Here is a 24712-nt window from a genome sequence, read left to right on the forward strand (position 1 = left end):
CGGAGCCGGCACGGCACGCGGCACGGACGGCTGGCCGCCCGGCGCACCGCCGGCGGCAACAGCCGGCTCGAACGCGAGCATCCGCAGCAGCGTCATCGTGAAACCGGCATATTCGTCCGGCGCGAGACCGAGCTCCGCGCGACCGACCGTCGCGATCTGATAGAACAACTGAACCTGCTCGGGGCTCAACGCCTCCGCGAAGCGGCGCAGGTCGGCCGCTTCCGGCCATTCGTCGAGTACCGATCCCGGCGCAAACTGCGCCCACGCGATCCGGTGCAGCAGGCTCGCGAGATCCTGCAGCGCGGTCGAGAACGACAGGCTGCGCAGCGACATTTCGTCGGCGATCGTCAGGATTTCGGGGCCGCTGCCGGCCGCGAGCGCGTCGAGCAGGCGCACCATGTAAGTCTGGTCGAGCGCGCCGAGCATGCCCGACACGGCCGACTCGGTCACTTCGTTCGCCGAATAGGCGATCGCCTGGTCGGTGAGCGACAGCGCATCGCGCATGCTGCCCTGCGCCGCACGCGCGAGCAGGCGCAGCGCCTGCGGCTCGAACGTGATGCGCTCTTCGCCGAGGATCCGCTCGAGATGCGACACGATGTGCCCGGCCGGCATCTGCTTGAGGTTGAACTGCAGGCAGCGCGACAGCACGGTGACGGGAATCTTCTGCGGATCGGTCGTCGCGAGGATGAACTTGACGTGCGGCGGCGGCTCTTCGAGCGTCTTCAGCATCGCGTTGAACGCGTGGTTCGTCAGCATGTGCACTTCGTCGATCATGTAGACCTTGAAGCGCGCATCGACGGGCGCGTACACCGCGCGCTCGAGCAGCGCGGCCATCTCGTCGACGCCGCGGTTGCTCGCGGCATCCATTTCGACGTAGTCGACGAAACGGCCCTCGTCGATCTCGCGACAGGCGCGGCACACGCCGCACGGCTGCGACGTGACGCCGGTTTCACAGTTGAGCGCCTTGGCGAAGATCCGCGACAGCGTCGTCTTGCCGACACCGCGGGTTCCGGTAAACAGATAGGCGTGATGGAGACGCCCGCCGTCGAGCGCGTGCGTGAGCGCCCTGACGACGTGCTCCTGGCCGACGAGCGAAGCGAAATCCTTCGGACGCCACTTGCGTGCGAGAACTTGATAGGTCATCGGGAAATTGTATCAGTAACGCTGCGTCGCGCCGACACGCGAAACGGTGCGGAGAACGGGCAAGGTACGGGTCGAACGGAGTGTGACGCGGAAATAAAAAACGCCCGGCGAACGGGGCGAGAAGGAAGGTGACGAGCCCAACCCTCGGCACTGGCGGAAAACGATTGTGGCTGCTTCGTTCCCGACCTGACCAGGTTCACCGCCCCACCATGCGAGGAGGCCCGTCACGGCATATTCTATCACCGCTCCCGGACAAATGCGACCGTTTGTTCGCCTCAATGCAAATATCGCCGGGCAAACCGGCGCGCCATCCGTTGGCACGACGCACATGCGCACCCGCCCCTTGTAATCCGCCGGCCAGCCTCCACCTGCGTGGCACAACGGTCGAACGCCGCGTCGTACCCCTACTCGCGTAGCGGCTACTATCGCCGCCCGCAGCAGATAGCAATTTAGGCTAATATGACGCCCGAACGACCCGCGAGCCGCGGCATGCAGCGCCCACGCCTCTCCTTTCCGGGGAGCGGAGTGACCTGCCGCAGCGGCCGGCAGCCTACGGCGGCCGGTACGCCGCAACGCGCAAGCAGGCAGTCCCCGAACCGTAAGAGGTATTGACCCAATGAGCGAACAGATCAAACACATCAGCGACGCATCGTTCGAACAGGACGTCGTCAAGTCCGACAAGCCCGTGCTCGTCGATTTCTGGGCCGAATGGTGCGGCCCGTGCAAGATGATCGCCCCGATCCTCGACGAAGTCGCGAAGGACTACGGCGACAAGCTGCAGATCGCGAAAATCAACGTCGACGACAACCAGGCGACGCCCGCGAAGTTCGGCGTGCGCGGCATCCCGACGCTGATCCTGTTCAAGAACGGCGCGGCCGCCGCGCAGAAGGTCGGCGCGCTGTCGAAGTCGCAGCTCACCGCATTCCTGGACAGCCACCTGTAATACGGGCAGGCTCACGGACGTGTTGTCAGCCGGCAACACGTCCGTCGCCAAGCCGCCGATCGCTCGCTCAAGCGCGAATCGGCCTATGCTAGAATTAAAAAACGTCGACAAGACGCATTTAAGTCTCTGAGCGCTTCCGCTCGCCCTCCTCCCTTATTTCTTTCGTCGCTTCTCCTCCCTGGCGGGTTCTCCGTATGCATTTATCCGAGCTCAAGTCTCTGCACGTCTCCGAACTGATCGAAATGGCCAATGGCCTGGAGATCGAAAACGCGAACCGCCTGCGCAAGCAGGAGTTGATGTTTGCCATTCTTAAAAAGCGCGCCAAGACGGGAGAGACGATCTTCGGCGACGGTACGCTCGAAGTGCTGCCGGACGGCTTCGGTTTCCTGCGCTCGCCGGAAATGTCGTATCTCGCCAGCACCGACGACATCTACATCAGCCCGTCGCAGATCCGCCGCTTCAACCTGCACACCGGCGACACCATCGAAGGTGAAGTCCGCACGCCGAAGGACGGCGAGCGCTACTTCGCGCTGGTGAAGGTCGACAAAGTCAACGGGCAGCCGCCCGAGGCCTCGAAACACAAGATCATGTTCGAGAACCTCACGCCGCTGCACCCGAACAAGCCGCTGTCGCTCGAGCGCGAAATGCGCGGCGAAGAAAACGTCACGGGCCGCATCATCGACATGATCGCGCCGATCGGCAAGGGCCAGCGCGGCCTGCTCGTCGCGTCGCCGAAGTCGGGCAAGACCGTGATGCTCCAGCACATCGCGCACGCGATCAAGCAGAACCACCCGGACGTGATCCTGTTCGTGCTGCTGATCGACGAACGCCCTGAAGAAGTGACCGAAATGCAGCGCTCGGTCGCCGGCGAGGTGATTGCCTCGACGTTCGACGAACCGGCCACGCGCCACGTCCAGGTCGCCGAAATGGTGATCGAGAAGGCCAAGCGCCTCGTCGAAATGAAGCACGACGTCGTGATCCTGCTCGACTCGATCACGCGTCTCGCCCGCGCGTACAACACCGTGATCCCGGCGTCGGGCAAGGTGCTGACGGGCGGTGTCGACGCGAACGCACTGCAGCGTCCGAAGCGCTTCTTCGGCGCGGCGCGCAACATCGAGGAAGGCGGTTCGCTGACGATCATCGGCACCGCGCTGATCGAAACCGGCAGCCGCATGGACGACGTGATCTACGAAGAGTTCAAGGGCACCGGCAACATGGAAGTGCACCTCGAGCGCCGTCTCGCGGAAAAGCGCGTCTACCCGTCGATCAACCTGAACAAGTCGGGCACGCGTCGCGAAGAAATGCTGATCAAGCCCGAGATCCTTCAAAAGATCTGGGTGCTGCGCAAGTTCATCCACGACATGGACGAAGTCGAGGCAATGGAATTCCTGCTCGACAAGATCCGCCAGACGAAGAGCAACTCCGAGTTCTTCGACCTGATGCGTCGCGGCGGCTGATCGCCCTCGCCTCGCAAAACGGCCGCCCGCGCATCCAGCCCGGCGGCCGTTTTTTCGCCTCAACCTGAACGTGAACGTACAGGTTGATCTATAATCGCGTCATCGCCCCGCCCCTCCGACGCCCGATGCCGAACGACACCTCCCCCGCACTGCTGACCGTGAGCGACGCCGCATCGCGGCTCGGCGTCACGCCGCGCACGCTGAAATATTACGAAGAGCGCGGGCTCGTCACGCCGTCGCGCAGCGAAGGCCGCTACCGCCTCTACGACGAAGCCGATCTCGAGCGCTTCGCGCGCATCCTGCGGTTGCGCGCGCTCGGCTTCTCGCTGCACGGCATCACCGAAATGCTGAAGCGCCCGCTGGAAGAAACGGGGGACGGCCGGCGCCGCTATTCGGACGCGTCGCTGCGCGACATCCGCACGGGCCTCGCCGAACAGATCGACACGCTCGACCGGCGGATCGCGGCCGTCCAGCGCGAACTGAAGGAAGCCGTCGCACTGCGCAAGGAACTGCAGCACGACATCGACTACGTCGAACGGCGCCTCGCCGGCGAAAACCCCGACGCGCTCATCGCGCAGCGGCGGGCCGAAGCCGGCACGCGACGCCCCCGCAAGGATCGCGAATGAATGCGGTGCCCGGCCGAGCGCCGCTGTGGAGCCGCGCCAACCTGCGCACGGACCTGTTTCCGTGGGCGCTCGCGCTCGTCACCGGCATCGACTATTTCGACAACGCGGTCTTCTCGTTCTTCGCGAGCTACATCGCGGGCGGCATCAACGCATCGCCCGACGAACTCGTCTGGTCGTCGAGCGCGTACGCGGTCACGGCCGTGCTCGGCATCCTGCAGCAGCAATGGTGGGTCGACCGGCTCGGCCATCGCCGCTACGTCGCCGGCTGCATGCTGATGTTCTCGTGCGGCGCGATCGCGTCGGCGCTCGCCGACACATCGCTGCAACTTGCGTTCGCGCGCGGTTTCCAGGGGTATTTCATCGGCCCGATGATGGGCGCGTGCCGGATCCTGATCCAGATCAGCTTCAAGCCGCAGGAACGGCCGCCCGCGACGCGGGCGTTCCTGATCATGATCCTGCTCGGCAGCGCGCTCGCGCCGATCGTCGGCGGACTGCTCGTCGCGCATTCGACCTGGCGTGCACTGTTCGCGTGCACGGCACCGGCCGGCATCGCCTTCGCGATCCTCGCGCTGCTCACGCTGCCCGACTCGGGCCGCACGCCCGACGACGAACGCGGCTCGGGACACTTCTGGCCGTATGTCGTATTCGCGCTCGCGCAGGGCGCGCTGCAGATCGTGCTGCAGCAGGTGCACTACCAGCTCTACAGCGGTTCACCGATGCTGATCCTGCTGACGATCGCGGGAGTCGGCGCGCTCGCGTGGTTCGCGTATCACCAGTGGAACCACCCGACGCCGCTCGTGCGGCTGCATGCGTTTCGCGAGCGGACCTTCCAGGTCGGGCTGCTGCTCTACATGTTCTATTACTACGAGACGACGGGGTTCAGTTACCTGACGTCGCGCTTTCTCGAAGGCGGGCTCGGCTATCCGGTCGAGAACGCCGGCCGCCTGGTGGGCACGATGTCGCTGATTTCGGCCACCGCGCTGTTCGCGTACCTGCGCTACGCGAAACTCGTCGCGCACAAGAAGTGGTTCGTCGTGCCGGGGTTCGCGATCGCCGTCGCGGCCGCGCTATGGATGACGCGCATGACGCCGCAGGTCGGCGAGGCCGCGCTGATCGTCCCGCTGCTGCTGCGCGGGCTGCTGCTGCTCTTCATCGTGCTGCCGGTCGCGAACCTGACGTTCCGGATCTTCGCGATCGACGAATACACGCACGGCTACCGGCTGAAGAACATCGTGCGGCAACTGACGATCTCGTTCGCGACGTCGTCGGTGATCATCGTCGAGCAGCACCGCGTCGCCGTGCACCAGACGCGGCTCGTCGAGCGTGCGAACGTGTTCGACCCGCTGTTCCAGCAGACCGCCGACGCGCTGACGCACAGCTACGCCGCGGCCGGCCACGCGCTGAACGAGGCGCACGCCCTCGCGATCGCGTCGATCGCGCGAATGGTCGCGCAACAGGCATCGTTCCTCGCATCGCTCGACGGGTTTTACTTCCTGGCGGGCGTCGCGCTGGTCGGCGGCGTCTTCGCGGCATGGCAAAAAGAGATCGATTGAGTTAAAAGACAGGCTTTGGATTATCGTCAGCCGTCTCCATGCTTTCAAAACTGACCCGCTGGTTCGACGACCGCCGCCGCGACCGCGCGCTGCGCAGCCACCCGATCTCCGACACGCTGTGGCAGGACACCGTCGAGCGCCTGCCGTTCCTCGCGGCGCTGGCGCCCGACGCGCTCGGCCGGCTGCGCGAGCTGACGAGCCTGTTCATCGCGAAGAAATCGTTCTCGACCGCGCACGGGCTGGCGCTGACCGACGAGATGATCGTCGCGATCGCCGCGCAGGCCTGCCTGCCCGTGCTGAATCTCGACCTGTCGCTGTACGACGGCTGGGTCGGCGTCGTCGTGTATCCGGGCGAATTCGTGATCCGCAAGACCGTGCAGGACGAGGACGGCGTCGTCCACGAGGTCGAGCAGGACGCGAGCGGCGAGGCCTGGGAAGGCGGGCCGGTGATCCTGTCGTGGGAAGACGCGCAGATGACGGACGGCCGGGACGCGTACAACGTCGTGATCCACGAATTCGCGCACAAGATCGACATGGTCAACGGCGCGGCCGACGGTTATCCGCCCCTATTTCGCCGCTGGCACGCGCCGCACCTCGACGCGCAGGCCTGGGCCGACGTGTTCGAACACGCGTACGACCAGTTCTGCGCACGCGTCGACGCGGTGCCGGACCGTGCATGGGCGCGCTTCGAGCGGGACTCGCTGATCGATCCGTATGCGGCCGACCACCCGTCGGAGTTCTTCGCGGTGTGCAGCGAGGCGCTGTTCGTGCGGCCGAAAGCGTTCGAGTCCGAATTTCCGGAGCTGTACCGGCTGCTCGCGCGTTACTACCGGCAGGATCCGGCCGGCACCGGCGCACTCGACGCACCGTGAAAATTATTCGTCAACCATCTGATTTTCTGGCATAATCGCCGTTTTTCGACCTTAGGCAAGTGGCTCGCGCCGGGCTTGACGTCAACCGAATCGCGCCAGTTTGGGCGGCAAGGCACGGCAAGCGGCGGGTTGGCTACCGCTCTCACCAAGGAAAATCATGAAACCTGGCATTCACCCGGACTACCGCGAAGTCGTCTTCCAAGACATGTCGAACGGCTTCAAGTTCATCACGCGCTCGACGATCCAGACGCGTGAAACCATCGACCACGAAGGCAAGACCTACCCGCTCGCCAAGATCGAAGTGTCGTCGGAATCGCACTCGTTCTACACGGGTCAGCAAAAGATCATGGACACGGCAGGCCGTGTCGAGAAGTTCAAGAACAAGTTCGGCGCACGCGCCAGCGGCAAGATCGCGAAGTAAGCTTCGCATCGGCATCGCACAAAAGGGCAGCCCAGGCTGCCCTTTTTCGTCTCTGCTCGCCCGGAAGCGTCCGGGCATCGACCTGACGCGGCGCGGCCGGCGCGTCTACAATGCCGGATGCTCGAAACCGGCTCGCCCGCGCGCAACCGCGCCAGGCGCCCGCCCATAACAAAACGCTCATCTGCATGAAGCCTGTCGTCCGTCTCACCGCCTCCGCCACGCGCGCGCTCCCGCGCTGGCTGCTGCTCACGCTCTGCCTCGTCTACGCGGCGTTCGGCCTGTTCGGCCGCGACCCGTGGAAAAACGAGGACGCGGCGGGCTTCGGCGTGATGTGGACGATGGCCAAGGGCAGCTGGCACGACTGGCTGCTGCCGAACCTGGTCGGCAAGTTCATCACGACCGACGGACCGCTCGGCTACTGGCTCGGCGCGCTGTCGATCCGCGGCCTCGGCCCGTGGGTCGATGCCAGCAACGCGTCGCGCGTCGACACCGGCGTGCTGTTCTGCGTCGCGTGCGCCTTCGTCTGGTACGCGGCCTACCTGCTCGGCCGGCGCGCCGAGGTGCAGCCGTTCAAATACGCATTCGGCGGCGAACCCGAGCCGCGCGACTACGGCCGCACGCTCGCCGACGGCGCGCTGCTGGTGCTCGTCGCGTGCTTCGGCCTCGCGGAACGCGGCCATGAAACGACGCCGCAGCTCGCGCAGTTCGCGTGGATCGCGATGCTCGTGTACGGAATCGTGCGCGGCATCGACAAGCCGCTGCAGGGCGCGCTGTGGTGGGGCGTCGCGATCGGCCTCGTCGCGCTGTCGGGCAACCCCGTGCTGGTCGCCGCGCTGCTCGCCGGCACGGCCGCGCTGTGGCTCGTCACGCCCGAGATGCGCAACCTGCGCCTGCCGCTGGTCGGCGTGCCGCTCGCGGCCGCGATCTTCGCGCTGTGGCCGCTCGCCGCCTTCGTCGCGGCGCCCGACGACGCCGCCTGGTTCTTCAACCAGTGGATCCACGGCAGCCTGATGCGCTTCTCGGGGCCGCCGACCGCCGTGCTCGGCTATGCGGCGAAGAACCTGCCGCTGTTCACGTGGCCGGCGTGGCCGCTCGCGATCTGGGCCTGGTGGAGCTGGGCCGGCATGCGCCGCCGCGCGCACATCGCGATTCCGCTGTCGGTTGCCGTGCCGCTCGTCGCGCTCGTGATCCTGCAGAGCCAGCAGTCGAACCGCATGTACATGCTGCTGCTGCCGCCGCTCGCGGTGCTCGCGACGTTCGCGCTGCCGACCCTCAAGCGCGGCGCGATCAATGCGATCGACTGGTTCGCGGTGCTGAGCTTCACGATCCTCGGCACCTTCGTATGGCTCGTATGGCTCGCCTCGCTCACGGGCTTCCCGCATCCGCTCGCACGCAACCTCGCGCGGCTCGTGCCCGGCTACGAACCGCATTTCAAGATCCTGTCGTTCATCTGCGCGGTGATCGTCACGGTGTGCTGGTGCTTCCTCGCGCGCTGGCGCATCTCGCGACAGCCGAAGGTGCTGTGGCGCAGCGTCGTGCTGTCGGGCGCCGGCACCACGCTGATGTGGGTGCTGCTGATGACGCTGTGGCTGCCGATCGTCAACTACGGCCGGACCTATCGCGATGTCGCGCAACAGATCGCCGTGCACCTGCCGTCCGACTACGAGTGCATCTCGCCCGTACGGCTCGGCGATGCGCAGATCGCGACCTTCGCGTATTTCGGCAACATGCACTTCGACTTCTCCGGCGACTGCGACGTGATCCTGCGCCAGGATCGTTCGGACTTCGGCGAGCCGAGCGCGATGTCGCAGTATGTGTGGCGCCTCGTGTGGGAAGGCCGCCGCGTCGCCGACCGCGATGAGCGCTTCCGCTTGTACGAGCGCATCGAGCGGCCGAAGACGCCCGTCAAGCGGCGTCCGGCGCGCCGCCAGGCGGCCGATTGACGATGTTCGGCGACATCCGCCGGATCGTCGGTCTCGCGTGGCCGGTGCTCGTCGGCCAGCTCGCGATCATCGCGTTCGGCGTGATCGACACCGCGATGGTCGGCCGCTACTCGGCCGTCGATCTCGCCGCGCTCGGGCTCGGATCGTCGATCTACGTGTCGATCTATATCGGCCTGACGGGCATCCTGTCCGCGCTGCAGCCGATCACCGGGCAGTTGTACGGCGCGCGGCGCTATGCCGAAATCGGCGAGGAAGTACGCCAGGCGCTGTGGCTCGCGCTGCTGCTCGCGATTCCCGGCTTCCTGCTGCTGCATTTTCCCGAGCCGCTGCTGCGCATCGCGCATGCGCCTGCCGCGCTGCACGAGCGCACCGTCGACTACCTGCGCATCCTGTCGTACGGGCTGCCCGCCAGCCTCGTCTTTCGCATCTACAACGCGCTGACCAACGCGGCCGGCAAGCCGCGGCTCGCGATGATCCTGCAGATCGGCGCGCTGCTGCTCAAGTTTCCGCTCAACGTGTGGTTCATCTTCGGCGGGTTCGGCGTGCCGGCCCTGGGCGGCCCGGGCTGCGGGCTCGCCAGCACGCTGATCAACTGGGCGCTCGCGCTGATCGGCTACACGCTGCTCGCGAAGCTCGACGTGTTCGCGCCGCTCGCGATCTTCTCGCGCTTCTGCTGGCCCGTCTGGGCACGCCAGAAGGCCATCCTCAAGCTCGGCGTGCCGATGGGCCTGTCGTACCTGATCGAGGTCACGTCGTACACCTGCATGGCGCTGTTCATCGCGCAGTTCGGCACGACGACGCTCGCCGGCCACCAGATCGCCGGCAACATCGGCGCGGTGCTGTACATGACGCCGCTGTCGATCGGCGTGGCGGCGTCGACACTGGTCGCGCGCGCGCTCGGCGCCGGGCGCCCGGAAGAAGCGCGGCTGCTCGGCCGGCACAGCGTGATGTTCGCGTGCGGCGTGGCGGCCGCCTACGGCGTGCTCGTGTTCACGCTGCGCCCGCTGATCATCGGCGGCTATACGCCGAACCCGGCCGTCGCCGCGGCCGCGATGCCGCTCGTCGCGATCGTCGCGTGCTACCACTGCTTCGATGCGCTGCAGGTCACGTCGGCGTTCGTGCTGCGCGCGTACAAGGTCGCCGTCGTGCCGACCGTGATCTATGCGGTCGCGCTGTGGGGCATCGGCCTGAGCGGCGGCTACGTGCTCGGCTTCGACGTCGGCGGCATCGCTCCCGCATGGCTGACGGGCGCGCGCGGCTTCTGGTTCGCGAACACCGTCAGCCTGATGCTCGCGGGCGCCGGGCTCGTGCTGTACCTGCGCCGCGTGAGTCGTGCGCACGCCTCCGCCGCCACCGCCGCCTGACGCACGGCCCGCTACGCGTCCTCCAGCACGTCGGCCGCGTGATACGACGACCGCACGAGCGGGCCGGCGACGACTTCCCTGAAACCGAGTGCGAGCGCCTCGCCGCGCCACGCGGCGAACGCCTCCGGGCTCACGTAACGCCGCACCGGCAGATGGTGCGCCGACGGCGCGAGATACTGGCCGAGCGTCAGCACGTCGACGTCGTGCGCGCGCAGGTCGCGCAGCGTGTCGCGCACTTCGTCGTCACGCTCGCCGAGCCCGAGCATCAATCCCGACTTCGTCACCAGCCCCGGCCGCGCGCGCTTGGCCTGCAAGAGCAGGTCGAGCGAGCCGCGATAGTCGGCGCCCGGCCGCGCCGCGCGATAGCGCGACGGCACCGTCTCGACGTTGTGGTTGAACACGTCCGGCCAGGCCGTCGACAGCGCATCGAGCGCACGCGCCACGCGGCCGCGGAAGTCCGGCGTCAATACCTCGACACCGATGCCGGGCACGCTCGCGCGCACCGCCGCGATGCACGCGGCGAAATGCGCGGCGCCGCCGTCGCGCAGGTCGTCGCGATCGACCGACGTGATCACGACGTAGCGCAGCCCGAGCGCGGCGGCCGCGGCGGCCAGCCGTGCCGGCTCGTCGGGATCGAGCGGCTCGGGACGGCCGTGCGCGACATCGCAGAACGGGCAGCGCCGCGTGCACAGGCCGCCCATGATCATGAAGGTCGCGGTGCGCTGCGCGAAGCATTCGCCGATGTTCGGACACATCGCCTCCTCGCAGACGGAATGCAGCCGATGCTCGCGCAGCACGGCGGCCATGTCGGCCACCGCCGCGCTCATCATCGGCCGCGCGCGCAGCCACGGCGGCTTCGGCAGCGCCGCGCCGGCCGCGGGCTCGACGCGCACCGGAATGCGCGCGAGCTTGTCGCGGCTGCGCGCGCCCGGCTGGCCGAGCGCCGTGAGGCTGGATCGTTCGGGCGCGGCAGCCATCGTCACGCTCCGAGAAACGCGACGATCAGGCGGTTCACGTCGGCGGCCGCCTCCATCTGCACCATGTGCCCGCTGCCGGCGATCACCTCGGCACGCACGCCGTCAGGCAGGCCCCGCGCATGCTGGGCGGGAATCACCTGGTCGCGCTCGCCCCAGATCACGAGCGTGCGCGGCGCAAGCGTCGCGAGCCGGTCGCGGAACACGCGCCGCTGGGCGGCGCCGTCGAACGCGGCGTTCGCGATCTTCTCCAGTGCGGCCTGCACGCCTTCGAGCCGCTTGTACTTGACGAGATCCTCGACGAGCTGCCGCGTCACCAGCGCGTGGTCGGCGAACAACGCGCCGAGGTGCGGCTTCAGCGTGTTGCGGCTGTTGCCGGCGACGAAACCGTCGATGTAGGCACGGTTGATGTCAGTGCCGAGCCCCGCGCTCGCGATCAGCGTCAGCGACGCAACCCGTTGCGGCGCGCGCTCGGCCGCCGCCATCGCGACCGCGCCGCCCATCGAATGGCCGATCAGGTGCGCGTGCTCGATGTGCTGCGCATCGAGCAGCGCGAGCACCGCATCGGCGAGTTCGTCGAGGCTGCCCGTATCGAGCGCCTTGCCCGACTCGCCGTGACCGGGCAGGTCGAGCGCCCACACCGGCCGGTGCGCGGCGAGTTCCGCGTGATTGAACAGCCAGTTGTTCAGGTCGCCGCCGAAGCCGTGGATCAGCACGGCAGGCGTGCCTGCCCCGTCGCCGAGCTTCAGGAAGCGCACCGTGCGGCCGCCGATCTGCGCCTTCTCGGGCTGCGGCCCGGCGGCCTCGTCGGTGGCGGCGCTCGGTACGAAATCGCGCTGGAAGTCGGCGATCGCCGCATCGATGTCGGCATCGCTCGCCTCGGCGGCCGCGACGACGCCGAGCAGCGCGCCGACCGGCAGCGTCTCGCCTTCCTGCGCGACCTGCCGGCGCAGCGTGCCGTCGAACGCGCACTCGACGCCCGACGAGATCTTGTCGGTCTCGACGTCGAGCAGCTCATCGCCCTTCGTCACGCGTTCGCCGATCGCCTTCAGCCAGCCGTTGACCTGCCCCTGCTCCATCGACAGCCCCCACTTGGGCATCGTGATCATGTGAATCGACATCGTGTCAGCTCCTCGTCTTCAGGACCGCCTGCGCAATCGCATCGGCGGACGGGATGTACAGGTCTTCCAGCACGCTCGCGAACGGCGCCGGCGTATGCGGCGCGGTGACGAGCCCGATCGGCGCCTTCAGCGAATGGAACGCGCGCTGCGCGACGAGCGCGGCGATGTCGGTCGCGATCGAGCAGCGCGGATTCGCTTCGTCGACGACCACCACGCGCCCCGTGCGTTCGGCGCTTTCGAGAATCGTCTCCTCGTCGAGCGGCGACGTCGTGCGCAGGTCGATCACGTCGCACTGGATGCCGTCCTTCGCGAGCTTCGCGGCCGCGTCCATCGCGAGATGCACCATCCGGCCATACGTGACGATCGTCACGTCGTCACCGTCGCGAACCACGTTCGCCTCGCCGAACGGAATCGCATAGGACTCCTCCGGCACGTCGCCTTCGCGCGTATAGAGCAGCTTGTGTTCGAGGAAGATCACGGGATCGTTGTCGCGGATCGCCTGGATCAGCAGCCCCTTGGCGTCGTACGGCGTCGACGGGCACACGACCTTCAGCCCGGGAATGTGCGTGAACAGCGACGTCAGCATCTGCGAGTGCTGGGCGGCCGCGCGCAACCCGGCGCCGTACATCGCGCGAATCACGACCGGCGTCACGGCCTTGCCGCCGAACATGTAGCGGAATTTCGCGGCTTGGTTGAAGATCTGGTCGAAGCACACGCCCATGAAATCGATGAACATCAGTTCCGCGACGGGCCGCATCCCGCATGCGGCCGCGCCGACCGCCGCGCCGATGTAGCCGCCCTCCGACAGCGGCGTATCGAGCACGCGGCCCGGAAACTTGTGGAACAGCCCTTTCGTCACGCCGAGGACGCCGCCCCATGCATCGTCCTCGCCCGGCGCGCCCGCGCCGCCCGCGTTGTCCTCGCCCATCACGATCACGCTGTCGTCGCGCGCCATTTCCTGCGCGAGCGCTTCGTTGATCGCCTGCGAATAAGTGATCTTCCTTGCCATGTCTGTCTCCTGGAATGTTCGGTTTGCCGTGCCGGCCGCGATGTCAGGCCGCGCTCACGGATACGACACGTAGACGTCGGCCAGCAGGTCGGCGGCATCCGGCACCGGCGCGGCCTTCGCCTGCGCGACCGCGTCGTCGATCAGCGCCTTGACCTGCGCGTCGACCGCGCGCAGGTCGGCCGTCGTCAGCGCTTCGGCGCGCACGACACGCGTCTCGAAATGCTTCAGGCAGTCCTTCTCGTCGCGCAGCTTCTGTACCTCGCCCGGCGCGCGGTAGGTTTGCGCATCGCCTTCGAAATGGCCGAAATAGCGCGTGAACTTCACCTCGACCAGCGTCGGGCCGCCGCCGTTGCGCGCGCGCTCGACGGCTTCGCCGAGCGCTTCGTGCACCGCGAAGAAGTCGAAGCCGTCGACGATCACGCCCGGCATCCCGAACCCGTTCGCGCGGTCGGCGATGTTGTCGGTCGCGACCGACCAGCTCGACGACGTCGCTTCCGCGTAGCCGTTGTTTTCGGCGACGAAGATCGCGGGCAGGCGCCACACCGACGCCAGGTTCATCGATTCGAAGATCACGCCCTGGTTCGACGCGCCGTCGCCGAAGAAGCACACGCCGACACCGCCCGTCTTCTTGTGCTTCGCCGCGAGCGCCGCGCCGCACACGAGCGGGCCGCCCGCGCCGACGATCCCGTTCGCGCCGAGCATCCCCATCGACAGGTCGGCGATGTGCATCGAGCCGCCCTTGCCGTGGCAGACGCCCGTCTTCTTGCCGTAGATCTCGGCCATCATCCCGTGCACGTCGACGCCCTTCGCGATGCAATGGCCGTGACCGCGGTGCGTGGTGGCAACGTAGTCGGCGAGGCCGAGATGCAGCATCGTGCCGACCGCGGACGCCTCCTCGCCCGCGTACAGGTGAACGAAGCCGGGAATCTCGCCGGTCGCGAATTCGACGTGCAGGCGCTCCTCGAATTCGCGGATCGTGCGCATCAGCCGGTAGGCGTCCAGCAGCGTGTCCCTGCTGAGCTGGGTCGAAGCGGTCATGTGTGTCTCCTGGTAGGTTTGACTGCGAATGCCGCCGCGTCCGTGCCGCGGCGGCGGATTGCACGGCCGGCGGCCGTCAATGGAACGTGAAACCGCCGTCGACGTTCACGGCCTGGCCCGTCACGTTGTCCATCGTCGCGAAGAACAGCGCGAGCCGGCCCATGTCCTCCGGCGTCTGCGCGCGGCCCTGCGGGATCAGCGTCAACTGGTGCCGCTGCCACGATTGCTCGACTGTTTCGCCGTCGGTCTTCCATGCGTCGGACAACCGGTCCCACATGTCGGTCCGGACGATGCCGGGGCAGATCGCGTTGACGGTCACGCCGTCGCGCGCGAGTTCCTTCGCAAGCGCGTTGGTGAAGCCGACGACCGCGAATTTCGATGCGCTGTAGTGCGCGAGATTCGGAAAACCCTCCTTGCCCGCGATCGACGCGACGTTGATGATCCGGCCGCGACCCTGTGCCTTCAGGTGCGCGAGCGCCGCGCGGCAACCGAGGAACGTGCCCTTCGCGTTCACGTCCATCACGACATCCCAGTCGCGCTCGGTCAGTTCGGCGACCGGATGAATGCTGATCACGCCCGCGCAGTTCACGAGGATGTCGAGCCCGCCGAGTTCGGCGAGCGCCTGCGCGACCATCGCGTCGACCTGCGCGGCCTGCGTGACGTCGACCTTCGCGACCGCCGCCCGGCGGCCGAGCGCACGCACCTCGCGCGCGGTGGCGTCGAGCGCGTCGTCGAGCAGGTCGGCCAGCAGGATGTCGGCGCCCGCGCCGGCAAGTGTCAGCGCGATGCCGCGGCCGATGCCGCGCGCGCCGCCGGTGACGATGGCGACCTGTCCTTCGAGAACGGTTGTCATGACGATGTCTCCTTGAAAATCGTGCTGGATGGCGAAGCGTCTTGCATCAAACCGGATGCTCAGTCGCGCCACGCGCCGGCGCTGCGCAGCAATTGCCGCGACGACGCGTAGCGCAGCGTGCGGCCGACGTCGACCGTCAGCGGTCCGCGCCAGTCGAGCGAGATTTCGTAGCGCTCGCCGCGCGCGACCTCGATCTCGCGCTCGCCGTCGAACGCGAGCGTGCCGCGTTCGAACGGAATCGCCTGCCACGCGTCCGGCTCGAGCCGCTCGCAACTGCGCATCACGACGCGATCGACGCGCCCCGGCGCGATCGGCGCGACGAGCGGCGTGCCGGCTGCCTTGCCGGCTTCCGCGAAGCGCATCGCAAGCCCGTGCGGCGCGCTGCGTTCGAGCGGCGCCCACGCGCCGCCGAGCGCGGACAGCCCGATGCCGTCCGGTTCCGCGAAGGTCAGGTAGAGCGCGTCGAGGTCGTCGGACCCGGAGATCGCACGTGCGCCGATGAAGCGCTGCCGCGCGGCGCACACGTCGACGAGCGCGATCTCCTCGCGCCCCGGCTGCGCGCCCGCCGCACAGCGCACGACGAGCCGCTTGTTGCGCACGAACGCGACCTCGGCGGGCACGGCGCCGGTCGCGGCGAGCCCTGCCGCGACGCCGGCGACGGTCGCCTCGCGATGTTCGGGAAACGCATTGTTGGTGCCGGTGGACAGCGCGACGAGCGGCGTCGCGCCGCAATGCGCGGCCACCGCGCGATGGGTACCGTCGCCGCCGAGCACGACGATCAGCGCGACTTCCATCCGGTGTAGGTACGCGGCGCCGGCCTGCGTGTCGGCGACGGTATCGGTGATCGGCAGGTCGACGAACTCGACCTCGGGCCAGCGTTCGTGCGGCGCGACCGCGCGATGCGTGTCGATCGCGCGCAGTAGCAGCGTCGCGATGCCCGTGCGGTCGCGCAGCGTCAGCACGCGCTCGACGCCCATCGCACCGAGGCCGGCCAGCAGGCGCACGATCATGTTCGCCTTCTCGGCCGTCGGAAACACGGATGCATGCGTCGTGAGGCGGCGGATGTCGCGCCCCGATGCGGGGTTCGCGATCACGCCGACGGTAACGGGCGTCGTCACGGGTTCGTCTCCATCCAGTGGACCGGCCATGCCGGCCCGGTCTGTGTCGTCCGCTGCCATCGACGGGCGGCGGATCGTCGTCGCCGACGCGACCGCATCGGCTTGCCCGTGATCTCTGCAAGCAGCGTGCCATCGTCGCTGCGACGACCGCGGAACCCGCGTGCACACTGGCGCGACAGGCAGGCACGCGTTCGCGCTTCGTGACCGTGGCGACACGGCACCTGGCGAATCCACCCGTGCGTCTCACGCAGCCGATGCGACGAAACGATCGCCCCGGCCTCTGCGCTTGCGCGCCGCCCTGCCCGCAAACCCCGCACGCGCGCGGCTCGACGCGGGCGTCGGCCAGCCGGACGGCCACCGTGCGCCGTGCATGCGGATGTCTCACGCGCGCGCGACACGGCGAGCGACCGGTGAGACGAACGTCTCACGCCGGCCGCGTGCTGCGATGCAATGTGATCCGCCGAACGGGATGTGCTACAAGAACATCGCATTCCCCGCCGTACGGAACCGGAGCCGACCATGCCCTACGCCGTTCCCCAGGCCCAGCACGCCGACCGCGTGCTCGGCGCGCTCGCCGGACGCCTGCCCGCGCCGGCCGACTCCGCGCGCCTCGTGTCGTCGTGGCAACGGTCGCTGGAGCGCTACCGTCTCGACCCCGCTTCGTCGATCGGCCCGCGTGTGCTGACCGCGGCCGAGCTGCGCGAAGTGCGCGACAAGGAAGAGGCGTTCCTGCGCGCGTCGGGTCAATGCCTGACGCGGCTGCACGACATGATCCGCGTCGCCGACTACTGCGTGATGCTGACCGACGCGCATGGCGTGACGATCGACTACCGGATCGACCGCGAGCGCCGCAACGACTTCCGCCATGCGGGGCTGCACATCGGCTCGTGCTGGTCGGAAAGCGAGGAAGGCACCTGCGGCGTCGCGAGCGTGCTGACCGATCTCGCGCCGATCACCGTGCACAAGACCGATCACTTTCGCGCGGCGTTCACGACGCTCACCTGCAGCGCCGCGCCGATCTTCTCGCCGGGCGGCGAACTGATCGGCGTGCTCGACGCGTCGGCCGTGCATTCGCCCGACGGCCGCGACAGCCAGCGCCTCGTCTACCAGCTCGTGCGGCAAAGCGCGGCGCTGATCGAGGACGGCTACTTCGTGCACAGCACCGCGCAGCACTGGATCCTGTTCGGGCATCCGAACCGTCACTACGTCGAGGCGCAACCGGAATGGATGATCGCATTCGACGAATGCGGCAACATCGTCGCCGCGAACCGGCAGGCACGCGACACGCTGCCGGCGCTGCGCGAGCCGCGCCACATCGACGAGATCTTCGATGCGACCGAGATGCCGCTGCGCGATGCCGCGCGGCTCGATACGATCGTCGCGCTGCGGCTGCGCGCCACCGGCGCACCGCTCTATGCGCGGTTGCGGGCGCCGCTACGACGCGCGGGCCGCGAGCCCGGCACCGTATCGCGCCGCGCGGGCACCGCGCCGCGCAACGTCGGCGCGCTGACGCCGTTCCTGCACAGCAGCGATGCGCATATCGCGCAACAGGCCGAACTCGCGCTGCGGGTCGCGAGCAAACGGCTGCCGATTCTCGTGCTCGGCGAAACCGGTGCGGGCAAGGAGGTGTTCGCCCGCGCGATCCACGACGCCGGCGCACGGCGCGCGCGGCCGTTCGTCGCCGTCAACTGCGGCGCGCTGCCCGATGCGCTGATCGAGAGCGAACTGTTCGGTTATGCGGCCGGTGCGTTCACCGGCGCACGCAAGCACGGCGCGCGCGGCAAGATCGCGCTCGCCGACGGCGGCACGCTGTTTCTCGATGAAATCGGCGACATGCCGCTCGCGCTGCAGACGCGCCTGCTGCGCGTCCTCGCCGACGGCGAGGTCGTGCCGCTCGGCAGCGATACGCCCGTGCGCGTCGATCTCGACGTGATCTGCGCGACGCACCGCGATCTCGCGCGGATGGTGGCCGACGGGACCTTCCGCGAAGACCTGTACTACCGCCTGAGCGGCGCGACGTTCGAACTGCCGCCGCTGCGCGCACGCACGGACGTGCGCGACGTGATTGCCGCCGTGTTCGCCGAGGAAGCGCAGGCGACCGGCCACGTGCTCACGCTCGATCCGACGCTCGCCGAACACCTCGCCGCGTACGCGTGGCCCGGCAACGTGCGGCAACTGCGCAACGTCCTGCGCTACGCGTGCGCGGTGTGCGACGCCGCGCGCGTGACGCGGCGCGACCTGCCGGCCGAGCTCGCCGCTCAACTCGGCGGTGCTCCGCCGGGCGCGCTGCCCGACGACGAACGCGGCCGCATCGTCGCCGCGCTCACCGCGCATCGCTGGCGGCCCGACGCGGCCGCGCAGGCGCTCGGCATGTCGCGCGCGACGCTGTACCGGCGCATCGCGAAGTACCGGATCGTCGCACCGCACCGCGCGTGACGCGCGGGCGCACGCTCCGTCATGCGGGCTGCCCGGCCGCTTCGTTCGCATCGTCCGTCACGCCGGCCGTTTCGTCGCGCCGCTTGAACACCTCGTGCGCGGCAAACAACGCGTTCAGCGCGGCCGGCATCCCCGCATACACGGCCATCTGCATGAACACCTCGACGATCTCGTCGCGCGTGCAGCCGACGTTCAGCGCGGCCTCGATATGCACCTTCAACTGCGGCTGCGCGTTGCCGAGCGCGGCCAGCGCCGCGATCGTCGCGATTTCGCGCGCTTTCAGGTCGAGCTGCGGCCGGCTGTAGATGTCGCCGAAGCTGAATTCGACCAGGAGCCGCGCGAAGTCCGGCGCGATCGGCGCCAGCGCCGCGATCACGCGTTCGCCCGCTTCGCCGTCGATTTCCTTCAGTTTGTTCCAGCCGCGCGTGTAGCGATCCTCAACGAGTCGTTCCATCGTGTCCGTCCTGTTCCGATAAAGAGAGAGAAGGTTTCGCCCGTCGTTCCGTTTCCCGTTCCTGCGCCTCGTAGTACGCGATCTTGTCGCCGATCGCATCGAGGTTCGCCTGCAGCTCCGCGATATGCGCGCGCACCGCGTCGCGATGCGCGACCAGCAAGTCGCGCCGCGCGCCGAACGTCGACTCGCCCTGCTCGCGCAGCACCGCGAACGCCTGGATCTGCGCGATCGGCATGCCGGTCGCCTTCAGGCGCATCACGAAGGCCAGCCCGGCAAGGTCGGCCGGCGCATAGAGCCGGTGCCCGGCCGCCGTGCGCGAAATCGCGCGCAGCAGCCCGGCCTGCTCGTAGTACCGCAACGTGTGCGTCGACACGCCCGTCAGTTCGGCGACTTGCCCGATCGTCAGCGGACCGGTGGAGGAGGATGGGGATACGGTTTTCGACATGGCAGGAACAAGGTTAGGAGTTAGAGTTCACTCTAAGTCAAGCGTGATCGCACGGCCAGCGCGACGACGATCCGCTCGCCCCCGGCGACACCGTAAACAATGGTCAAAAGCGGCGCCCGGCGCGGGTTTCGGCCTTTACAGCACCGCAAGCCTTCAGCAAGATTCAGTCAGCCTGTCTTAAAAAGGGCACGCATTTGTCCTATGCTTAACGGCGACGCCCGGCCACCCCGCGCCCCGCCGTCCGTTGCAACAGCCATTCATCCGTCAGAACCAGGGAGCCTTTGCCATGCTGAAAAAGCTGCTGATGCTGTTCGTCGCGCTGTCGCTGTCGCTTGCCGCCGGCCTTGCCGCGGCCGTCGAAGTCAACACGGCCGACCAGGCCGCGCTCGAATCCGTGAAGGGTCTCGGGCCCGTGAAGTCGAAGGCGATCATCGACGAACGCACCAAGAACGGCCCGTTCAAGGACGCCGACGATCTCGCGAACCGCGTGAAGGGTCTCGGCACGAAGTCGGTCGGGCATCTGGAGGAAAACGGTCTGACGATCGGCGGCTCGTCGACGCCGCCGAAGGGCGTCAAGCTGTCGAAGCCGGCCGCAACGGCACCGGCCACCACGCCGGCCACGACCTCGGCAGGCACCGCATCGACGTCCACGACCGCGACGGCCGGCACGACGGCTGCGACGCCGGCCCCGGCGGCCAGCGCACCGGATGCGGCGGCGAAGCCGGCCAAGGCGAAGCGCGCATCGAAGAAGGAAAAGGCAGCGGCAGCGGCGGCGGCATCCGCCGACGCGGGTGCGAGCGCCCCGGCCGCCGCGTCGTCCACGAAGGCGACGAAGGGTTCGAAGAAGAAGAGCAAGAAGGACAAGGCAGCCTCCGCCGCCGCGGCGTCGGGCGCCTGATGTGCGCCGCGCGCGCGACGGCGTGCGCGCGGCATTCGTTCAACGGGCGCCGTCGTCACGGCGCCCTTTTCAGTGAAGGTGAAGAACCATGGGTCTCCTCGACATCGTTGGCGGTCTGATCGGCGGCCAGGCCGGCGGCAACTCGCAAAGCGCGCTGATCACCACCGCGCTCGAATTCATCAACAACCAGCCGGGCGGCCTGAACGGCCTGATCGAGAAATTCAAGGCCGGTGGCGCCGGCGACATCATCGGTTCGTGGGTCGGCAACGGCGAAAACCAGCCGATCTCGGCCGACACGCTGCAGAACGTGCTAGGCTCCGACGTCGTCGGCTCGCTCGCGAGCAAGGTCGGCATCGACCCGTCGCAGGCCTCGTCGATCCTCGCGCAGGTGCTGCCGCACGTGGTCAACGGCGCGACGCCGAACGGCGAAGTGCCGGCCGGCGGCCAGGTCGACACGTCGAACGTGCTCGGCACGCTCACGCAGCTCGCCGGCATGTTCGGCGGCAACAAGCAGGGCTGAGCGTCCCGGCCCGCGCGGCGGCCCGTTCGGCCGCCCCATAAGCAAACACCCCGCCGAGGCGGGGTGTTTGTTTTTGCGCGCCCGGCGCGAACCGGGCGGGCAACCGACGGCAGGCGATCAGTGAACGACGCGGTCGAACACGAACTTGCCGTCGTTGACGTCGACCGGAATCACGTCCTTCGGACCGAAACGGCCCGCGAGGATCAGCTTCGCGACCGGGTTCTCGATCTCCTGCTGGATCGCGCGCTTCAGCGGCCGCGCGCCGAACAGCGGATCGTAGCCGACCTTGCCGATCTGTTCGAGCGCCGCCGGCGACACGTCGAGCGCCATGTCGAGCTTCGCGAGCCGGTCGTGCAGGCGGGCGAGCTGGATCTTCGCGATCGACTCGATGTTGCTGCGGTCGAGCGCATGGAACACGACGACGTCGTCGATCCGGTTCAGGAACTCGGGGCGGAAATGCTGCTTCACCTCAAGCCACACCGCGTCCTTGATCTCTTCCTGCGGCGCGCCCGTCATCGCCTGGATCACCTGCGAGCCGAGGTTCGACGTCATCACGATCACCGTGTTCTTGAAGTCGACCGTCCGCCCCTGCCCGTCCGTCATGCGGCCGTCGTCGAGCACCTGCAGCAGCACGTTGAACACGTCCGGGTGCGCCTTCTCGATCTCGTCGAGCAGGATCACGCTGTACGGCTTGCGACGCACGGCTTCCGTCAGGTAACCGCCTTCCTCGTAGCCGACATAACCCGGCGGCGCGCCGATCAGCCGGGCGACGCTGTGCTTCTCCATGAACTCGCTCATGTCGATGCGGATCAGGTGCTCTTCCGAATCGAACAGGAACGACGCCAGCGCCTTGCACAGCTCGGTCTTGCCGACGCCCGTCGGGCCGAGGAACAGGAACGAGCCGTACGGACGGTTCGGATCGGCGAGACCCGCGCGCGAACGACGGATCGCATCGGCCACCGCACTGATCGCCTCGTCCTGCCCGACCACGCGCTCGTGCAGCTTTTCCTCGATGTGCAGCAGCTTCTCGCGTTCGCCCTGCATCATCCGCGACACGGGGATCCCGGTCGAGCGCGACACGACTTCCGCGATTTCCTCGGCGCCGACCTGCGTGCGCAACAGGCGCGGACGCGTCGGGTTGTGCTGCTCCTGCTCTTCGGCCTGCGTGACCTGCTTCAGCTGCGCCTCGAGCTGCGGCAGCTTGCCGTACTGCAGCTCGGCGACCTTCTCCAGCTTGCCGTCACGCTGCAGCCTCGCGATGTCCGCGCGCACCTTCTCGATCTCTTCCTTGAGCTGTGCGCTGCCCTGCACCGCGGCCTTCTCGGCGGTCCAGATCTCTTCCAGGTCCGCGTACTCGCGGCCGAGGCGCTCGATCTCTTCCTCGATCAGCTGCAGGCGCTTCTGCGACGCTTCGTCCTGCTCCTTCTTCACGGCCTCGCGCTCGATCTTCAGCTGGATCAGCCGGCGGTCGAGCTTGTCCATCTCTTCGGGCTTCGAATCGATTTCCATCTTGATCTTCGAAGCGGCTTCGTCGATCAGGTCGATCGCCTTGTCGGGCAGGAAGCGGTCGGTGATGTAGCGGTGCGACAGCTCGGCCGCGGCGACGATCGCCGGGTCGGTGATGTCGACGCCGTGGTGCAGTTCGTACTTCTCCTGCAGCCCGCGCAGGATCGCGATCGTCGCCTCGACGCTCGGCTCGTCGACGAGCACCTTCTGGAAGCGGCGTTCGAGCGCGGCGTCCTTCTCGATGTACTTGCGGTATTCGTCGAGCGTGGTCGCGCCGATGCAGTGCAGCTCGCCGCGCGACAGCGCCGGCTTCAGCATGTTGCCCGCATCCATCGCGCCTTCGGCCTTGCCCGCACCGACCATCGTGTGGATTTCGTCGATGAAGACGATCGTCCGGCCTTCGTCCTTCGCGATGTCGTTGAGCACGGCCTTCAGGCGCTCCTCGAATTCACCGCGATACTTCGCGCCGGCGAGCAGCGCCGCCATGTCGAGCGACAGCACGCGCTTGCCCTTCAGCGTCTCCGGCACTTCGCCGTTGACGATCCGTTGCGCGAGCCCTTCGACGATCGCGGTCTTGCCGACGCCCGGCTCGCCGATCAGCACCGGGTTGTTCTTGGTGCGGCGCTGCAGGATCTGGATCGAGCGGCGGATTTCGTCGTCGCGGCCGATCACCGGATCGAGCTTGCCCGCACGGGCCCGCTCGGTCAGGTCGACCGTGTACTTCTTCAGCGCCTCGCGCTGGCTTTCCGCATCCTGGCTATGCACCTGCGAGCCGCCGCGCACCGCGGCGATCGCGGCTTCGAGCGCCTTGCGCGTGAGGCCGTGCTGGCGCGCGAGCTTGCCGGCTTCGCCCTTGTCGTCGGACGCGGCGAGCAGGAACATTTCACTCGCGATGAACGTGTCGTTGAGCTTCTGCGCTTCCTTGTCGGCCTGGTTCAGCAGCCCGGCCAGTTCACGGCCGATCTGGATGTCGCCGCCCGTGCCCGTCACTTGCGGCAGGCGCGAAATGGCTTCGTTCAGCGCGCCTTGCAGCGCCTGCACGTGGACACCCGCGCGCGACATCAGCGAGCGCGCGGACCCGTCCTGCTGCGCGACCAGCGCCGCGAGGACGTGAACGGGTTCGATGTATTGATTGTCGCGGCCTGCCGCGAGGCTTTGCGCGTCCGCGAGTGCTTCCTGGAACTTGGTGGTGAGCTTGTCGATTCTCATTTAGTCGAGACCTCCAATTTTCGATTAACACCAAGATAAGGATGGTTATGCGGCTTTCAAGCCAAATTCGGGTTGATTCAGCGCAAAAATTGCTGGATAGGCCGGAAGCGGCCCCGGGACGGGCCGCGTTCGGATCGCGAGACGCGGCGCGCGCGCGTCAGCCGGCCGCCGACGGCGGCTCGGCGGTCGCCGATGGGTCGTCCGGCGACGATTCGGCACGCACGGGCACGACCGGACGGATGCCGAGCAGCGCAGCGAGCGGCGACGCGGGCTCGGCCAGCTCGCCGAGCCGGTGACGGTCGAGCTCGGCGAAGAACGCATCGCGCGCGGCCGCCAGCACGCCTTTCAGGCGGCACCGCGGCTCGATCACGCAGCCGCGCGATTCGCCGCCGTCGGTCGCGAAACAGCCGACCAGCGCGAAGTCGCTCTCGGTCGCGCGCACGACCTGGCCGACCGTCAACTCGAGCGATGCCGGGAAGAGCCGCAGCCCGCCGTTGCGGCCGCGAACCGTGTCGACCCATCCCAGCTCGCCGAGCTGCTGCACGACTTTCATCAGATGGTTCTTCGAGATGCCGTAGGCATCCGAGATCTCCTGGATCGTCGCGAGCCCCTCGCCGCGCACGGCAAGGTACAGCATCACGCGCAGCGAATAGTCGGTGTAGTCAGTGAGTCTCATGGACGGATACGGAAATGATCGATCGTGCCCCGATGACGCGGGCCGGGCCGATCGCGGGGCGTGCGGGGGCCGGCTGACGGTCCCGTTCCGCGACCCCGGGTTGCCGGGAGCGCGTGCGCGCAATAAGATGCAT

At 67.9% G+C, this 24712-nt stretch carries 22 protein-coding genes and 1 other RNA gene; 11 read left to right on the forward strand and 12 right to left on the reverse strand.

What is annotated here, in order from left to right; all coding sequences use genetic code 11:
* A partial coding sequence (gene dnaX, locus G3N62_RS19035) for a DNA polymerase III subunit gamma/tau (RefSeq protein ID WP_206141281.1) occupies positions 1-1143 on the reverse strand: 1143 nt, incomplete at its 3' end.
* Between the two features lie 127 nt (positions 1144-1270).
* Positions 1271-1369, reverse strand: an RNA gene (gene ffs / locus G3N62_RS19040) — signal recognition particle sRNA small type.
* A gap of 390 nt (positions 1370-1759) precedes the next feature.
* Here ffs and trxA point away from each other — a divergent pair.
* The 8 genes from trxA (at position 1760) to G3N62_RS19080 (ending at position 10322) form a co-directional block, all read left to right on the forward strand.
* Positions 1760-2086 (forward strand): thioredoxin TrxA, encoded by a 327-nt coding sequence (trxA, locus tag G3N62_RS19045; RefSeq protein ID WP_006402348.1) that lies wholly within the window; start codon positions 1760-1762, stop codon positions 2084-2086.
* 194 nt (positions 2087-2280) lie between these two features.
* Positions 2281-3543, forward strand: coding sequence for a transcription termination factor Rho (gene rho / locus G3N62_RS19050; protein ID WP_006478662.1), 1263 nt, complete (start codon positions 2281-2283; stop codon positions 3541-3543).
* A gap of 125 nt (positions 3544-3668) precedes the next feature.
* Positions 3669-4169: a MerR family transcriptional regulator gene (locus G3N62_RS19055; protein ID WP_034188648.1), complete on the forward strand. Its 501-nt coding sequence runs from the start codon at positions 3669-3671 to the stop codon at positions 4167-4169.
* On the forward strand, positions 4166-5722 hold the full coding sequence (locus G3N62_RS19060; RefSeq protein ID WP_034188649.1) for an MFS transporter: 1557 nt from the start codon (positions 4166-4168) through the stop codon (positions 5720-5722). Before G3N62_RS19055 ends, G3N62_RS19060 begins: the two co-directional genes overlap by 4 nt.
* A 38-nt stretch (positions 5723-5760) precedes the next feature.
* The gene (locus G3N62_RS19065; protein WP_034188650.1) at positions 5761-6594 is read left to right on the forward strand and encodes a M90 family metallopeptidase; all 834 of its coding nucleotides are present in this window, start codon (positions 5761-5763) and stop codon (positions 6592-6594) included.
* A 157-nt stretch (positions 6595-6751) separates the two neighbouring features.
* Positions 6752-7015, forward strand: coding sequence for a type B 50S ribosomal protein L31 (locus G3N62_RS19070; protein WP_034188651.1), 264 nt, complete (start codon positions 6752-6754; stop codon positions 7013-7015).
* Positions 7016-7125: 110 nt separating this feature from the next.
* Positions 7126-8958: a glycosyltransferase family 39 protein gene (locus G3N62_RS19075; RefSeq protein WP_124669688.1), complete on the forward strand. Its 1833-nt coding sequence runs from the start codon at positions 7126-7128 to the stop codon at positions 8956-8958.
* Between the two features lie 2 nt (positions 8959-8960).
* Complete coding sequence (locus G3N62_RS19080; RefSeq protein ID WP_034188653.1) at positions 8961-10322, forward strand: MATE family efflux transporter; 1362 nt, start codon at positions 8961-8963, stop codon at positions 10320-10322.
* An 11-nt stretch (positions 10323-10333) separates the two neighbouring features.
* On the opposite strand, the gene lipA is transcribed toward G3N62_RS19080, so the two are convergent.
* From lipA to G3N62_RS19110, 6 genes are all read right to left on the reverse strand, one after another.
* Complete coding sequence (lipA, locus tag G3N62_RS19085; protein WP_069706488.1) at positions 10334-11299, reverse strand: lipoyl synthase; 966 nt, start codon at positions 11297-11299, stop codon at positions 10334-10336.
* Positions 11300-11301: 2 nt separating this feature from the next.
* Entirely contained in the window at positions 11302-12417 is a 1116-nt protein-coding gene (locus tag G3N62_RS19090; protein WP_049030975.1) for an acetoin dehydrogenase dihydrolipoyllysine-residue acetyltransferase subunit, read from the reverse strand.
* Positions 12418-12421: 4 nt separating this feature from the next.
* Complete coding sequence (locus G3N62_RS19095; protein WP_034188656.1) at positions 12422-13426, reverse strand: alpha-ketoacid dehydrogenase subunit beta; 1005 nt, start codon at positions 13424-13426, stop codon at positions 12422-12424.
* Positions 13427-13480: 54 nt separating this feature from the next.
* Positions 13481-14464, reverse strand: coding sequence for a thiamine pyrophosphate-dependent dehydrogenase E1 component subunit alpha (locus tag G3N62_RS19100; protein WP_034188657.1), 984 nt, complete (start codon positions 14462-14464; stop codon positions 13481-13483).
* Positions 14465-14540: 76 nt separating this feature from the next.
* A complete protein-coding gene (locus G3N62_RS19105) occupies positions 14541-15317 on the reverse strand; it encodes an SDR family NAD(P)-dependent oxidoreductase (protein ID WP_034188658.1) in 777 nt (258 codons plus the stop codon).
* A 59-nt stretch (positions 15318-15376) separates the two neighbouring features.
* The gene (locus tag G3N62_RS19110; protein ID WP_124669689.1) at positions 15377-16435 is read right to left on the reverse strand and encodes an NAD(+)/NADH kinase; all 1059 of its coding nucleotides are present in this window, start codon (positions 16433-16435) and stop codon (positions 15377-15379) included.
* A gap of 519 nt (positions 16436-16954) precedes the next feature.
* Between G3N62_RS19110 and G3N62_RS19115 the strand changes: the two genes are divergently transcribed.
* A complete protein-coding gene (locus G3N62_RS19115) occupies positions 16955-18871 on the forward strand; it encodes a sigma-54-dependent Fis family transcriptional regulator (protein WP_034188660.1) in 1917 nt (638 codons plus the stop codon).
* A 19-nt stretch (positions 18872-18890) separates the two neighbouring features.
* On the opposite strand, the gene G3N62_RS19120 is transcribed toward G3N62_RS19115, so the two are convergent.
* Together G3N62_RS19120 and G3N62_RS19125 are read right to left on the reverse strand one after the other, a co-directional pair.
* Positions 18891-19325: a carboxymuconolactone decarboxylase family protein gene (locus tag G3N62_RS19120; protein ID WP_034188661.1), complete on the reverse strand. Its 435-nt coding sequence runs from the start codon at positions 19323-19325 to the stop codon at positions 18891-18893.
* Positions 19309-19770: a MerR family transcriptional regulator gene (locus G3N62_RS19125; protein WP_049031952.1), complete on the reverse strand. Its 462-nt coding sequence runs from the start codon at positions 19768-19770 to the stop codon at positions 19309-19311. Before G3N62_RS19125 ends, G3N62_RS19120 begins: the two co-directional genes overlap by 17 nt.
* Before the next feature lie 286 nt (positions 19771-20056).
* Here G3N62_RS19125 and G3N62_RS19130 point away from each other — a divergent pair, with 286 nt between their 5' ends.
* Both G3N62_RS19130 and G3N62_RS19135 read left to right on the forward strand, forming a co-directional pair.
* Positions 20057-20668, forward strand: a complete 612-nt coding sequence (locus tag G3N62_RS19130; protein WP_034188663.1) for a helix-hairpin-helix domain-containing protein — start codon at positions 20057-20059, stop codon at positions 20666-20668.
* 88 nt (positions 20669-20756) lie between these two features.
* Positions 20757-21188, forward strand: a complete 432-nt coding sequence (locus G3N62_RS19135; protein WP_034188664.1) for a YidB family protein — start codon at positions 20757-20759, stop codon at positions 21186-21188.
* Between the two features lie 117 nt (positions 21189-21305).
* On the opposite strand, the gene clpB is transcribed toward G3N62_RS19135, so the two are convergent.
* Positions 21306-23903 carry an ATP-dependent chaperone ClpB gene (gene clpB, locus G3N62_RS19140; protein WP_034188665.1) on the reverse strand — a complete coding sequence of 866 codons (2598 nt, stop codon included), beginning with the start codon at positions 23901-23903 and terminating at the stop codon, positions 21306-21308.
* Between the two features lie 157 nt (positions 23904-24060).
* Positions 24061-24579, reverse strand: a complete 519-nt coding sequence (locus G3N62_RS19145) for an Rrf2 family transcriptional regulator (RefSeq protein WP_049035025.1) — start codon at positions 24577-24579, stop codon at positions 24061-24063.
* Positions 24580-24712: the final 133 nt, after the last annotated feature.

The organism is Burkholderia sp. Tr-20355, assembly GCF_017104685.1.
In the GTDB taxonomy this organism is placed as follows: domain Bacteria; phylum Pseudomonadota; class Gammaproteobacteria; order Burkholderiales; family Burkholderiaceae; genus Burkholderia; species Burkholderia seminalis.

Bases quoted from the DNA above. Each gene is read 5' to 3' on its own strand.
- clpB (WP_034188665.1), bottom strand. From the start codon at position 23,903: ATGAGAATCGACAAGCTCACCACCAAGTTCCAGGAAGCACTCGCGGAC.
- G3N62_RS19090 (WP_049030975.1), bottom strand. From the start codon at position 12,417: ATGTCGATTCACATGATCACGATGCCCAAGTGGGGGCTGTCGATGGAG.
- G3N62_RS19130 (WP_034188663.1), top strand. From the start codon at position 20,057: ATGCTGAAAAAGCTGCTGATGCTGTTCGTCGCGCTGTCGCTGTCGCTT.
- G3N62_RS19105 (WP_034188658.1), bottom strand. From the start codon at position 15,317: ATGACAACCGTTCTCGAAGGACAGGTCGCCATCGTCACCGGCGGCGCG.
- G3N62_RS19115 (WP_034188660.1), top strand. From the start codon at position 16,955: ATGCCCTACGCCGTTCCCCAGGCCCAGCACGCCGACCGCGTGCTCGGC.
- trxA (WP_006402348.1), top strand. From the start codon at position 1,760: ATGAGCGAACAGATCAAACACATCAGCGACGCATCGTTCGAACAGGAC.
- G3N62_RS19125 (WP_049031952.1), bottom strand. From the start codon at position 19,770: ATGTCGAAAACCGTATCCCCATCCTCCTCCACCGGTCCGCTGACGATC.
- G3N62_RS19080 (WP_034188653.1), top strand. From the start codon at position 8,961: ATGTTCGGCGACATCCGCCGGATCGTCGGTCTCGCGTGGCCGGTGCTC.
- G3N62_RS19135 (WP_034188664.1), top strand. From the start codon at position 20,757: ATGGGTCTCCTCGACATCGTTGGCGGTCTGATCGGCGGCCAGGCCGGC.
- G3N62_RS19095 (WP_034188656.1), bottom strand. From the start codon at position 13,426: ATGGCAAGGAAGATCACTTATTCGCAGGCGATCAACGAAGCGCTCGCG.
- G3N62_RS19070 (WP_034188651.1), top strand. From the start codon at position 6,752: ATGAAACCTGGCATTCACCCGGACTACCGCGAAGTCGTCTTCCAAGAC.
- G3N62_RS19055 (WP_034188648.1), top strand. From the start codon at position 3,669: ATGCCGAACGACACCTCCCCCGCACTGCTGACCGTGAGCGACGCCGCA.
- G3N62_RS19075 (WP_124669688.1), top strand. From the start codon at position 7,126: ATGCCGGATGCTCGAAACCGGCTCGCCCGCGCGCAACCGCGCCAGGCG.
- G3N62_RS19145 (WP_049035025.1), bottom strand. From the start codon at position 24,579: ATGAGACTCACTGACTACACCGACTATTCGCTGCGCGTGATGCTGTAC.
- G3N62_RS19065 (WP_034188650.1), top strand. From the start codon at position 5,761: ATGCTTTCAAAACTGACCCGCTGGTTCGACGACCGCCGCCGCGACCGC.
- lipA (WP_069706488.1), bottom strand. From the start codon at position 11,299: ATGGCTGCCGCGCCCGAACGATCCAGCCTCACGGCGCTCGGCCAGCCG.
- G3N62_RS19100 (WP_034188657.1), bottom strand. From the start codon at position 14,464: ATGACCGCTTCGACCCAGCTCAGCAGGGACACGCTGCTGGACGCCTAC.
- rho (WP_006478662.1), top strand. From the start codon at position 2,281: ATGCATTTATCCGAGCTCAAGTCTCTGCACGTCTCCGAACTGATCGAA.
- G3N62_RS19120 (WP_034188661.1), bottom strand. From the start codon at position 19,325: ATGGAACGACTCGTTGAGGATCGCTACACGCGCGGCTGGAACAAACTG.
- G3N62_RS19060 (WP_034188649.1), top strand. From the start codon at position 4,166: ATGAATGCGGTGCCCGGCCGAGCGCCGCTGTGGAGCCGCGCCAACCTG.